This window comes from Nocardioides sp. NPDC059952, assembly GCF_042730435.1.
Lineage (GTDB): Bacteria > Actinomycetota > Actinomycetes > Propionibacteriales > Nocardioidaceae > Nocardioides.
The window spans coordinates 1-12394 of the sequence record NZ_JBHWLY010000111.1; the positions used below are offsets into that span (position 1 = coordinate 1).

The following is a 12394-nucleotide window of genomic DNA, read 5'->3' on the forward strand; positions in this document are numbered from 1 at the left end:
GGTCCACGACGAGCAGCCGAGCGCCAGGAACCAGATCGAGCTGGGCCCGGAGCATGCCCACCGCCTCGGCCAACCCCTCGGGGCGCCGATAGGTGAGCATGCCCACCCAGACCGGCTGGGTCATCGGATCGTGACCGTCACCCAGTCAGACCGAGAGACGTTGCCGAGCGGGTCCACTGCCTCGATCTTGTACTTCTGCGACGACCCGCTGGTGCGGGCCGTGTCGGTGAAGGTCATCGCGGTGTGCTTCCAGAACGGGGCCGAGACCTTGACGGTCTTGATCGGCGTCGAGTCCAACGTCCCGCGGTAGAGCTTGTAGGTGACGGTCGCGTTGTCCTTGTCGGGGTTGCCCGGCCACTTCAGCGTCGCCTTGCCCGCCGACGGCGAGGAGCCGGTCAGCTTCCACGCCGCCCCCTTCAGCGTCGGACCGACCTTGTTCGGCGCGACGTCCTTGACGGCGAACCGCACCAGGCCCTGCTGGGCGACGCCGTTGACCTTCAGGAACTCGCCGCCGTAGACCACGTAGCTGGAGTTGGCGGTCACCGTCCAGGTCGACTGCTGAGCGCTGGTGTAGGTGCCGTTGGTCCACTTGGGGTACCACTCCAGGAACTCCGGGCGCGGGGTTCCTGGGTGGTCGGGGTAGTCGTACTTGTCGTCGGCGATGTTGGTGCCGCGTACGTCCTGGGTGACCGCGGTGGCGTGGTACCAGCTGCGCGGCTTGGTCTCCGGGAAGCCGCCGGAGGTGCCGCAGTGATGCTTGTGGCTGGCCTGGTAGACGGCGTCAGCGGTCGGCCAGATGGCGTAGGTGTCGCCGTGGCAGTCCTCGAGCCAGGTCAGCTTGCCGGTGGCCCAGTCGGACTTGAAGGAGCCCTCGGAGTTGCCTCCGGTGCCGTAGTTGTAGCCGGTGCCGTAGAAGCTGGTGCCGTCGGACTCGAGGGAGAGGATCGCCGCCTCCGTGCCGCCGTTGCGGATCTCGTCGTTGACCGGCAGCGCCAGCGAGCTGCCCGAGGAGACCTCGAGCCTGGCCAGACCGTAGCCGGGCTTCGAGGAGCCGTTCACGCTGGTGAACGCCCCACCGATGACGATCTTGGTGCCGTCGGAGGAGACCACGATGTCGTTGACGTTGCCGCCGGCGACCTTCGGGTTCATCGGCAGCAGGCCGGTGCCGGTGTCGCCGGGCTTGACGGCGGCGACCTTCGTACGTGCCGTGTTGTCGGCAGAGGTGAACACGCCACCGTAGAAGACCGCGCTGGAGGTGGCCGCGACCGCGTTGGTGGTCGAGTTGAAGATCGGCCGGAAGCTCGTCGCCTTGCCGGTCGCGAGGTCGATCGCAGCACCCCGGTAGCGGTTGACGCCGTCGACCTGGGTGAAGCCGCCGGCGACGTAGAGCAGCTTCTTGTCGGGCGAGAGCGCCATGTCCTTGACCTGGCCGTTGAACTTCGGCGCGAAGCCGGTGACCAGGGCACCGGTCGAGAGCCGGTAGGCCAGCATGTTCGACCGGGCCGTCTCGCTCGTGCCGGCCGCGGCACCCGCCGGGCGGGCAGAGGTGAAGCTGCCGCCGACGTAGACGATGTCGCCGACGATCACCTGCTTCCAGGCGACGCCGTTGATCTGCACGGTGGGAAGGACGTCGGCGGAGACCGTCTTCGGGAGGTCGGTGTCGGTCGGCGCGGTGTCCGCGGATGCGGAGGTCACCGAGGTCGCCAGGGTCAGGCTCGTTGCCACGAGCACCAGCACAGCCAGGATCGGCTTCATCACATCTCTCATCGTGGGGGAGGGTTATCGCTGGGGTCGGCCCTTGAAGACCACCACGTCGGCGCCGTTGCCCAGATCGAGCTCGACGCGTACGGGACGGGCTTGCTCGGGGATCTGGAAGACGTAGACGCCCTTGGCCGACTCACCGTCGGCGACCGAGGCCGGGAACGGCACCTCGCCGTCGGAGGCGACGCTGACCGCCGGGGTGCGCTCGGGACCGTAGTAGGCGTTGACCACACCGAGCGCCAGGTCGAGCTTCTTCCCGGTCTGGTTCTTCACCTTCACGGTGATCGCGAGCGCCGGGCCGCCGATCTCGCCGGGCAGGCTCGCCGTGGCCTGGACCGAGTCGATCCGGGCCAGCCGGGCGGTCACGCCCGGGGAGGTGGTCGCCACGGACTTCAGACCGAGCGCGCGGTTGCCGTCGGATCCCTTCTCCGCCTCGTCGTCCTCCGACTCGGAGTCCGAAGAGGCCTTCTTCGACGGGGTCGCCGTCGAAGAGGGGGCGGCGGCCACGGTCGAGTCCGACCCGGCGTTGGCCGGCCCGGACGGGTTGCGCACGATGAGCACGACCGCGACGCTCACCAGGACAACGGCAGCGACAGCTGCCGCGACGTACATCCTCGAACGCGGGACTTGAGGGAGCATGGGGGATCTTCCGCGGGCGGATCGGACAAAGACATTGAGTTGAGACGGTGCATTCAAGCCCAAGTCGGCCGCCCGTGGGCGGATCCGAACACCCACTCCCCAAGATCGGGTATGCCTTCTACTCCTCCGCCACCGATAGATCGTCATAGCCGACACGGACCGGCGTGGTGCCGATCGTCGAGGAGCCGAAACTGCGCAGCATCACGCCACCGGCGGCCTGGTTGGCCGCGGTCGAGTCGGAGAGCTCGTACGTCCATCCCGACGGCTCCTCGGAGCCGGCCGGCCACACCTTGGTGCGCACGGTCGCCGGCGAGGTGCCGGTCACCTGGAGGCGGACCATCAGCCGGTCGCCGGGCGCGACGCTCAGGCCCGCGACGGCGTTCGCGCCGACGACCGGGGTGCCGCTGCGGACGAGATGGAGACCGACGGTGCCGTCCGGGTTGAACCGGAGCCGCGAGGCGTAGTGGTCGGCGCCGGAGACCCGGGCGCCGAGGATCGACCACACGTAGCCCGCGTCGGGGAGCCGGTCGACGCCGACGCTGACGGTCGCGTCGACATCGGTCGCCGAGACCTCGCCGAGCCGGGACTCGGTGGTCCCGCCGGGGGTGACCGAGTGCCAGCCGCGGCCCTCGGAGACCGAGAAGTTGCCGGCGGTGCCGGTGCTGCGGGTCCAGGTGCCGCCGGCGTCGGCGGTGCCCCAGCCGCTGGTCTCGGCCCGCTGGAAGGTGTCCTCCGCGATGGTGCCCTCGGCCGGCGGGACGGGCTCGCCGTCGACCTCGACGGTGACCCACTCGGTGGGCGACTGGTTGCCGAACGCGTCCTCGGCGACGACGCGGTAGCTCTGGGTGGTGCCCGGCGGCGCCTCGGTGTCGAGGAAGGTCTGGGTGGTCTGCTTCCAGAAGGCCGCGGTGACCGCTCGGGTGTGGATCGGGGCGACGTCGCTCGAGCCGCGGTAGACCTTGTAGGTCACGGTCGCGTTGTCCTTGTCGGCGTTGCCCGGCCAGGTCAGCCGGACCTGGCCGTCGGCGGGTGAGGTCGCGGTGAGGCCGAACTCCGCGCCGGACAGGCCCGGGCCGACCTCGTTGGGCGCGATGTCCTTGACGGCGAAGCGCACCAGCCCCTGCTGGGCCACGCCGTCGACCTTGAGGAACTCGCCGCCGTAGACGACGTAGTCGTCGTTGGCCGCCACGGTCCACGGCGCCTGGTTGGCGCCGGTGAAGGTGCCGGGAGTCCACTTCGGGTACCACTCCAGGAACTCCGGTCGCGGAGTGCCGGGGTGGTCGGGGTAGCCGTAGATGTCGCGGGTGTTGGTGCCGCGTACGTCCTGGGTGACCGCGGTCGAGTGCTGGAAGCTGCGCGGGCTGGTCTCCGGGAAGCCGCCGGAGTTGCCGCAGTAGTGCTTGTGGCTGGCCTGGTAGACGACGTCGGCGGTCGGCCAGACGGCGTAGGTGTCGCCGTGGCAGTCCTCGAGCCAGGTCAGCTTCCCGGCGGCCCAGTCGGACTTGAAGGTGCCCTCGACGTTGCCGCCGCTGCCGTAGTGGTAGCCGGTGCCGTAGAAGCTGGTCCCGTCGCTCTCCAGGGAGAGGATCGCCGAGCTGGAGCCACCGTTGCGGACCTCGGAGTTGACCGGCAGCGCCATCGAGGCACCGGTCGCGACCTTGATCCGGGCCAGTCCGTAGCCCGGGTTGGCGGAACCGTTGACCTTGGTGAAGTTGCCGCCGATCACGATGTCGGCGCCGTCGGGCGAGACGACGAGGTCCTGCACGGAACCGTTGGAGACCGTCGGGTTCATCGACAGCAGCTGGGTGCCGGTGTCGTTCGGCCGGACGGCGGCCACCTTCGTACGCGCGGTGTTGTCGGCGGAGGTGAACACCCCGCCGTAGAAGACCGCGTCGGCGGTCGCCGCGACCGCGTTGGTCGTCGAGTTGAAGATCGGCCGGAAGCTCGTCAGCGCGCCGGTGGCCAGGTTGATCGCGGCACCGCGGTAGCGGTTGACGCCGTTGACCTGGGTGAAGCCGCCGGCGAGGTAGAGCAGGGACTGGTCGGGCGAGAGCGCCATGTCCTTGACCTGGCCGTTGAGCGTCGGCGCGAAGCTGTCGATCAGCTCACCGGTGGAGAGCCGGTAGGCCAGCAGGTGCGTCCGCGGCGTCTCGTCGGTGCCGGCCGCGGCGCCCGCCGGACGGGCTGAGGTGAAGCTGCCGCCGACATAGACGGTGTCGCCGACGATCACCTGCTTCCAGGCGACCCCGTCGATCTGCACCGTCGGAAGTACGTCGGCCGAGACCGTCTCCGGCAGCTCCGGGTCGACCGGCGCCGTGTCCGCCGTCGCCCCTCCCGACATGACCAGGCTGCTCACCCCGAGAACAGCTGCGACCGCCCCGGCCGCCAGCAGACGCCATTCGTGAATCCGCGTCATCATCCATCCCTGCACAAGGCGGCCACCTCGGCCGCGACACGGCAGTGTCGCGGACACCTATGGTCATCCGCCCGTCAATCGCCCATTCCATCCCCTGAATCGGGTATGTGTTGGACCCAGGAGCCCAACCCTCGCAAACTGCCTGGTGCAGACTCCGGCCCCGTCAGTAGGCTGCCCAGCCCACAGGAAGGCGTACGTCTTTGGCTGTCCCGTCCCCGATCCGCCTCGGCATCTCCGCGGTCGTCACCGCGGTCGCACTGGGTTCGACCTACGCGTTGACCACAGGTCCCGCGCAGGACCGCACACCGCGTGCGGAGAGGAGCTACGGCGATCTGCCGCCCGACGACTTCGGCGGGCCGGCGACGCTGTCACCGTCTCCGTCAGTCTCCCCGACCGCCTCCTCCACGCGCATCCCGAGCCCTTCGGCCAGCCCGAAGCCGAGGAAGCGGTCGACCGAGTCGGCGCAGCCCAACCGCTCCGGTGACCGTCCGGACGAGGCGGTCGAGGCCGAGCCGCTCGCCGCGGCACCGGGGACAGGCGTGCCTGCGAACACCAAGCTCCGCGTCCACCGCGGCGACCTGGTGATCCGGACCGCTGGGAAGGTCGTCGACGGCCTCGAGGTGCACGGCCGGATCAACGTCGAGGCGCCGAACGTGACGATCCGCAACACCTTGGTGATCGTGCCGACCGGCTCCGAGACGGCTGGGATCTCCAACAACAACGACAACGGCGCCGGGATGCTGGTCAGCAACGTCGAGGTGCGGGCCGAGAACGCCGCGGCTGGCGTCAACGGCGTGGTCGGCCATGACTTCACCCTGCAGAGCTCCGAGATCCACCACGTCACCGACCAGGTCCACATCACCGGCAGCAACGTGACCGTGCGCGACAACTGGTTTCACGACAACTACCACTTCGAGTCCGACCCCTACCAGGGCGGCGGCGCCTCGCACGACGACTCGATCCAGATCATCGGCGGCGGCAACATCACGATCGCGGGCAACCGCTTCACCGGCGCCTACAACGCCGGCGTCATGATCACCCAGAGCATCAGCGACGTCGACGGGGTCACGATCCGCGACAACCTCCTCGGCGGGGGCGGCTGCACCGTCAACATCGCCGAGAAGGGCCGCGGCCCGGTCGGCGGCCTGGTGATCCGCGACAACCGGTTCCTCAGCGATCAGCGGATCGACGGCTGCGCGATCATCCACCCGTCCTCGACGAAGGTCGCCCACTCCGGCAACGTCTGGGACGACACCGGCCGCCCGGTCGCGCTCAGCCGCGGCTGAGGCGATCCTCGATCGCGCCCCGCACCGTCTCCGCCAGCGAGATCACGTCGCGGCGGATCGAGGGGATCAGCAGCAGGACCGCGTACGCCGCGACCCCGGCCAGCACGCAGACCGGCACCGCCACCGCCGGGTTCTGCCCGTCGAGGGCAGCAGCGGCGGCATAGGCGGCTGCGGCGACCGATCCCGCGACCAGCAGGATGCGGGCCGCGCCCAGGTAGAGCCGGCCGACGTGGAGCTGGGTGCGGCGGGAGAGCCACCACAGCGACAGCGGCCACTCGAGGAGATGCGCGATCGCGTAGCCGGCCGCGACGCCGGTGATCCCGTAGCGCACCCCGACCAGGATGCAGATGACCTTCAGGGCCGAGGCGGCCAGCGTGTAGTGACGCAGCTCGGTGGTCAGCCCATGGGCGAGATAGACCCAGTAGCCGACATAGGCCAAGGTCTGGAACAGACCTCCGCAGGCGAGCAGGGCGAAGATCCCGGCGACGTCCCAGCCGGGACCGAGGAAGAGTGCGCAGATCGGGACCGCTGCGCCGGCGACCAGACCCAACCCGGCGCAGAGGCTGTAGCCGAGCGCGAGCTGGCCGCGCTCGACGAAGCGCTGGGTGAGCGCAGCGTTGTCACGGATGCGGCTCAGCACCGGCAGTGCGACCGTCGTGGTGGGGCTGCGCAGCTGACCCAGCGGCGTCATCAGCAGCTGCCAGGCGCGGTTGTAGGTGCCGAGCTGGTGGGCGCCCAGGCGGGTGCCGATCAGCACGGAGTCGATGTTGTTGGCGGCGTAGTTGATCAGCTGCGTACTGGCCAGGGACCAGCCGAACCTCAAGAACCCGCCGATATCGCCGCCGCGCCGCGGCCATCCGGGGAGCCAGCCCGCGCAGGCGCCGGCGACGACCAGCCCGGCCGCGCTCTGCACGAGCTGCTGGACGACCAGGGCCCAGTAGCCGGCGCCGTTGGCGGCCGCGTACGCCGCGACCCCCAGCGCCAGCAGCGGCCCGGCGGTGTCGGCCGCGACCAGTCGGGTGAAGAGCATCCGGCGGGTGAGGTCCGCGCGATACTGCGCGGCCATGCCGTTGAGCCAGAACATGCCCGCCATCGCGACGGTCAGTGAGGTCAGGGCGGGTTCGTCGTAGAGGGCTGCGATGAGGGGTGCGACCGCGACCGCGATCAGCGCGAGCGCGGCGCCGATGCCGGTGTTGAGCCACCACAGGTTCGACTGCTGCACGCGGGTGAGCACCTTGGCCTGGACGGCGGCCGTCGAGAGCCCGAGGTCACGGAAGATCTCGGCGAAAGCGATGACCGCCAGCACCATCGCGACCAGCCCGTAGTCGCGGGGGCTGAGCAGCCGGGACAGGACGACCACCGAGGCGACCTGGACCAGGATGCGTACGCCCTGACCTCCGAGGACGACCAGACCGCCGCGGGTCGCGCTTCTGCCGAGTCCTGAGTGGGGGTTGTCGATCACCTTCACCCGAGGACCTCGGCGGCGATCTCGCGTCGGTAGCGCTCGGCGCCGAAGCGCTCCTCGGCGTCCTTGCGGCCGGCGGAGGCGAACTCGGCGGCGAGGGCCGGGTCGACGGCGAGCCGCTGGATCGCGTCGGCGAGCTCGTTCGCCTCGCCGGGAGTCACCAGGAGACCGGTCTCGGCGTCGGTGACGATCTCGGCCAGGCCCTGCACGCGGCTCGCGACCAGCGGTCGTTCGGCGAGCAGCGCCTCGACCGCGACGTTGCCGAACGGCTCGACCCGCGAGGGCACCAGCACGACGTCGGCCTGCTCGAGCTCGCCCGCGGGCTCGGCGACGTAGCCCAGGAAGTCGACGCTGCCGGCCAGGTCGCCGGCGTCGGCCCGGTCGCGGAGCTCCTGCTCGAACCACTCATAGCCCGCGAACACCGACCCGCACACCCGCAGCCGCGCGTCGATCCCCCGCCGGCGCACCTCGGCGAGCGCCTCGAGTGCCACGTCGGTCCCCTTGCGCGGGGAGAGCCGCCCGACCAGCACCAGTCGCAGCGGGCCGTTCGGGGCCCGGGTGCGCGCGGCCGCGACGGACTCGGGCCCCGGCACCCCGTTGTAGACGACAGTCGTACGCCGCCCGAGCGCAGGCAGCGTCCGGGCGAGGACGTCGCGGGAGGCCCGCGAGTTGGCCACCACGCGGGTGGCCAGCAGGAGCGGAGCGGTCAGGGCGAGGCGTACGGGCCTGGGCTGGTCGTCCTCGGCCTCGTGCACGTGGCAGACCACAGGGACGCGGGCCGCACGGGCGACGATGATCCACCACGGGATCGTCACTGTGTTGACCAGCAGCCGGCTCGGCCGGACCCGCCGCCACAGCCGCACCGCACGCACCCAGAAGACCGTCAGCGCCGCGACCAGCCGGACCAAGCCGGTCGGGCTGAGGTAGGCCTTGCGCAGCACCGGGAACGTCATCACCTCGACGCTCGCACCGGCGGCCTCGAGGAGCGGGAGGAGCGGTCCGCGCTCGGGTACGACGACGGTGACCCGCTGTCCCGCCTGGTGCAGCCCACGCACCGTCTCGACCAGCTGAAGATCGGAGCCGTAGACGTCCGGCGACGGGTGGGCGACCAACAAACGCATGATGGGCAACCGTATGTCACCGGGAGGGCCCGGGCCGAAGGTCCTGGCAAAGTCCTACCCAGATCTGGGGAGAGGGCAGGCCTGGCGCCCTCGGCCGGCTCGGGGTCATCTAGGGTCCCGCTGTCCCTCCCCCACGTATGAGCAAAGCAGGATCGAGCATGGCCGCGACCGGCGCCGAACGCGCCCCTGGCGGGTTCCGTACGCACCTCGAGGCCCTCTCTCGGGCGCAGAAGCCCTCGCTCAACACCGCGGCTTACTCGCGGCTCGTGAACCGGCCCGCCGGCCGGGTCGTCGCCGCGGCCGCGCACACCCTCGGTGCGAGCCCCAACCAGGTGACCGCGCTGAGCGCGACCCTCTCGGCGGCCGGGCTGGCGGTGCTCGCGCTGGTCGAGCCGCGCTGGTGGACCGGGGTCCTGGTCGCGGTGCTGCTGGCCGCGGGCTACGTGCTCGACTCCTCCGACGGCCAGCTCGCCCGGCTGCGTGGTGGCGGGTCGCGCTCGGGCGAGTGGCTCGACCACACCATCGACTGCTTCAAGACGGCCAGCCTGCATCTGGCGGTCCTCGTGTCCTGGTATCGCTTCGGCCCGGCCACCGACGGCTGGCTGCTGGTGCCGCTGGGCTTCGAGGTGGTTGCTGTGGTGACGTACTTCGGGCTGATCCTGATGCCCACCCTGCGCCCGGCTGCCTCCGGGGCGCCGGTGGCGGTCCACGAGAACCCGCTGCGCAAGTGGGCGCTGCTGCCGATGGACTACGGCGCGCAGTGCTGGATGTTCGTGCTGCTCGGCCTCGGGATGGTCTTCTCCTGGATCTACGCCCTGGTCTTCGTCTGCAACGCCGTCGCGCTGGCCATCGCGCTGCGCAAGTGGTGGCGTGAGCTGCGCGTCCTCGACGGCTCGGCCGAGGTCGCGTCGTGAGCGAGCTCTCCCGGCTGGCCGTGGTGGTGGTCAGCTACGGCGATCCCGCGCTGCTGGAGCGGCATACGACCCAGGTCGCCGCCGCGCTCCGGCCCGCGCGGATCGTCGTGGTCGACAACCACTCGACCGACGCCAACCGGGCCGCGGTCAGGGCCCTGTGCGAGCGCGAGGACTGGACCGGCGTCTTTCCCAGCACCAACACCGGCTTCGGCGCCGGCTGCAACCTGGGTGCCGCGGCCGCGCTCGCCGAGGGTGCCGAGGTGCTGCTCTTCCTCAACCCGGATGCCACGATCGACGCCGAGTCGGCCGTACGTCTCGTAGCCGCCGTCGAGGCCGAGCCGCTCCTGCTCGCCGGACCGACGGTGCTCGGCCCCGACGGGTCGGTCGCCTCTGCCGGGATCGATCTCGACCTGGAGACCGGGGCGATGCGCCCCTGGCGGCGCCGCGCGGCCCTCCCCGTCGAGGGCCCTGAGGCTGAGGCGCTGCCCTGGGTCACCGGCGCCTGCTTCGCGGTCACGCGTGAGCTGTGGGAGCGGCTGGCCGGCTTCGACGAGCGCTACTTCCTCTACTGGGAGGACGTCGATCTGTGCGCCCGGGCCCGGGCGTTCGGCGGCCGGGTCGCGGTCGTCGACGGGGCCACGGCGGTCCACTCCGGCGGCGGCACCCAGCGCGCCGAGGGTTCTCGCGCCAAGTCGCCGGCCTACTACTACTTCAACATCCGCAACCGCGCCCTCTTCGCCCGGACCTGGCTCAGCCGGGAACGCGAGCAGGCCTGGCGTCGCGGGGCGGTCGGGGCTGCGTACGAGATCCTGATGCGTGGTGGCCGCCGCCAGCTCCTGCACCCGGTACGGCCGCTCTCCGCGGTCCTCCGTGGGCTCCGCGACGGGCGCCGCGACCGGCCGGTCCGGGTCCTGGAGTCGGTCCGGGAGCTGCGCGCGACGACCAACCCCTACATCGTCCAGCTCGTCGAGACCCTGGGACGGCGCGACGACACCGAGGTGCTGCTGTTCGGCTGGGCCCGGGCCGTCGCGGGCCGCTACGACGTCTTCCACGTGCACTGGCCCGAGCTGTTGGTGACGTCGGCCCGTACCCCGCTGCGCCGGCTGGCCCGCCGCCTGCTCACCACCGCCTTCGTCGCCCGGCTGCGCCTGACCCGGACCCCGGTCGTACGCACCTGGCACAACCTCGTCCGACCCGACGGCCTGAGCCGCTGGGACCACCGGCTCCTCGACTCTCTCGAGCGCCGCACCCGGCACGTCATCCGGCTCACCGACCAGACCGCTCCCCCGCTCGACGTGCCCACCTCGACGATCGTCCACGCCCACTACCGCGACTGGTTCGAGCCGGTGCTCGGGGCGCTGGTCGAGTCCGCCGGGCCCGTCGATCCCATCGGGAGACGGGTGCTCTACTTCGGCCTGATCAAGCCCTACAAGGGTGTCGAGCAGCTCCTGGAGGCGGTCGCCGACAGCCCCGAGGCAGACCTGGACGTACGCCTCGTCGGCTCCCCCTCCGACCCCGCCCTCGCCGACCAGATCCGTGCCGCGGCAGCCGCCGACGCACGGGTCAGCGCCGACCTGAGCTACGCCGACGACGCCACCCTGGCCGCCGAGGTCGCCGCTGCCGCATTGGTGGTGCTGCCCTACCGGGCGATGCACAACTCCGGAGCCCTGCTGCTGGCCCTCTCCCTCGACACCCCGGTCCTGGCCCCCGACAACGAGGTCAACCGTCGCCTGGCCGAGGAGGTCGGCGAAGGTTGGCTCCACCTCTTCGAGGGCACGGTCACCATCGAGGACCTGGAACGTGCGTTGAAGGCGGTCGCGGCCGGCCCGCCTGCCGAGCGCCCCGATCTCTCGGCGCGGGAGTGGCCCGAGTCCGGTGCGTTGCATGCCGCGGCGTTCCGGGCTGCGTCGCTGCCCTGAGGGGGTCTCTCCTGCTGGCTGTTGCTTCGTCGGCTGTTGGCCGCCGACCCTTTCCTGGAGGGTGTTCTCACCGAACCCCGGAGTCAAGGACGGCCTGCGGCCGCCGGCTTCGCCGGTCGCCTTCGGCGATCCCTGACACCGGGCTCCGCTGAGAATTTTGGCTGTATACAGGGTCGGCGGCGGGGTTTGGCGCAGCGGATTCGAGTGGGTACGGGCTTGGGAGCCAAGGGCGGTCGTACGCCCTGCGAGGCTGGTTTCGTCGGCGCCTACGTCAGTGGGCGCGACCTTGTGAAGGATTCACAATCTCCGTACGACAGCCGACCTGGCACACCGTTCCCGCCTCCCCGGCCCACTCGGCACAACTGTCCCGTGCCCAGACCCGCGAGTCGGCGCAACTGCCCCAAGCCTCACGCCGAGTCGGCGCAACTGTCTCGCGCCAGAACGTCGATTCGGTACGGGAATCCAGAAATCCGTTCCGATCCGCAGCGCTCCCCAAGCTTGGGACGTTCGCGCCATAGCGGCGCTCCCGACAAGCCTCGCGCCGCCTCGGAGTTCTGCATGAGACAGTCACGCCGATTCACCGGATCCGAGCGGGACAGTTTGCGCCGACTCGGGAGCTCTGCCCGGGACAGTCGCGCCGACTCGGGCAAAGGCGGGCAGGCCGCTTCGACCAGGAGCGAAGCTGGCAGACGGGTGGCACCGACTGATGCGTTGAAATCGTTGACGTGCTGCCGGTTAGGGGCGGCGGGTGAATCGGATGGTGCCATCCGGCAACCGTTCATGGACGTACGCCGGGGCGTGGGCCAGCCGATGGTGATGTGGACAGAGCAGGGCCCCGTCCTTCAGGTCGGTCTTCCCTCCCGCAGCCCACGG

At 70.8% G+C, this 12394-nt stretch carries 8 protein-coding genes; 3 read left to right on the forward strand and 5 right to left on the reverse strand.

Annotated features, from left to right (window positions below; genetic code table 11):
* Positions 1-120 precede the first annotated feature (120 nt).
* From ACFV9G_RS28505 to ACFV9G_RS28515, 3 genes are all read right to left on the reverse strand, one after another.
* Positions 121-1767 carry a hypothetical protein gene (locus ACFV9G_RS28505; protein ID WP_378732596.1) on the reverse strand — a complete coding sequence of 549 codons (1647 nt, stop codon included), beginning with the start codon at positions 1765-1767 and terminating at the stop codon, positions 121-123.
* Positions 1768-1779: 12 nt separating this feature from the next.
* Positions 1780-2400, reverse strand: a complete 621-nt coding sequence (locus ACFV9G_RS28510; RefSeq protein ID WP_378732598.1) for a hypothetical protein — start codon at positions 2398-2400, stop codon at positions 1780-1782.
* Positions 2401-2518: 118 nt separating this feature from the next.
* On the reverse strand, positions 2519-4816 hold the full coding sequence (locus ACFV9G_RS28515) for a hypothetical protein (protein ID WP_378732600.1): 2298 nt from the start codon (positions 4814-4816) through the stop codon (positions 2519-2521).
* Between the two features lie 200 nt (positions 4817-5016).
* Between ACFV9G_RS28515 and ACFV9G_RS28520 the strand changes: the two genes are divergently transcribed.
* Positions 5017-6102 carry a right-handed parallel beta-helix repeat-containing protein gene (locus ACFV9G_RS28520; RefSeq protein WP_378732602.1) on the forward strand — a complete coding sequence of 362 codons (1086 nt, stop codon included), beginning with the start codon at positions 5017-5019 and terminating at the stop codon, positions 6100-6102.
* Here ACFV9G_RS28520 and ACFV9G_RS28525 read toward each other — a convergent pair.
* Both ACFV9G_RS28525 and ACFV9G_RS28530 read right to left on the reverse strand, forming a co-directional pair.
* Entirely contained in the window at positions 6089-7570 is a 1482-nt protein-coding gene (locus tag ACFV9G_RS28525) for a lipopolysaccharide biosynthesis protein (protein ID WP_378732604.1), read from the reverse strand. The two genes, ACFV9G_RS28520 and ACFV9G_RS28525, sit on opposite strands and share 14 nt — an antisense overlap.
* Positions 7567-8688 (reverse strand): glycosyltransferase family 4 protein, encoded by a 1122-nt coding sequence (locus ACFV9G_RS28530; protein WP_378732606.1) that lies wholly within the window; start codon positions 8686-8688, stop codon positions 7567-7569. Before ACFV9G_RS28530 ends, ACFV9G_RS28525 begins: the two co-directional genes overlap by 4 nt.
* A 158-nt stretch (positions 8689-8846) precedes the next feature.
* Between ACFV9G_RS28530 and ACFV9G_RS28535 the strand changes: the two genes are divergently transcribed.
* Both ACFV9G_RS28535 and ACFV9G_RS28540 read left to right on the forward strand, forming a co-directional pair.
* Positions 8847-9602, forward strand: a complete 756-nt coding sequence (locus ACFV9G_RS28535; protein WP_378732608.1) for a CDP-alcohol phosphatidyltransferase family protein — start codon at positions 8847-8849, stop codon at positions 9600-9602.
* Entirely contained in the window at positions 9599-11521 is a 1923-nt protein-coding gene (locus ACFV9G_RS28540) for a glycosyltransferase (RefSeq protein WP_378732610.1), read from the forward strand. Before ACFV9G_RS28535 ends, ACFV9G_RS28540 begins: the two co-directional genes overlap by 4 nt.
* The last annotated feature ends 873 nt before the right edge of the window (positions 11522-12394 follow it).

Bases quoted from the DNA above. Each gene is read 5' to 3' on its own strand.
- ACFV9G_RS28505 (WP_378732596.1), bottom strand. From the start codon at position 1,767: ATGAGAGATGTGATGAAGCCGATCCTGGCTGTGCTGGTGCTCGTGGCA.
- ACFV9G_RS28535 (WP_378732608.1), top strand. From the start codon at position 8,847: ATGGCCGCGACCGGCGCCGAACGCGCCCCTGGCGGGTTCCGTACGCAC.
- ACFV9G_RS28530 (WP_378732606.1), bottom strand. From the start codon at position 8,688: ATGCGTTTGTTGGTCGCCCACCCGTCGCCGGACGTCTACGGCTCCGAT.
- ACFV9G_RS28515 (WP_378732600.1), bottom strand. From the start codon at position 4,816: ATGACGCGGATTCACGAATGGCGTCTGCTGGCGGCCGGGGCGGTCGCA.
- ACFV9G_RS28510 (WP_378732598.1), bottom strand. From the start codon at position 2,400: ATGCTCCCTCAAGTCCCGCGTTCGAGGATGTACGTCGCGGCAGCTGTC.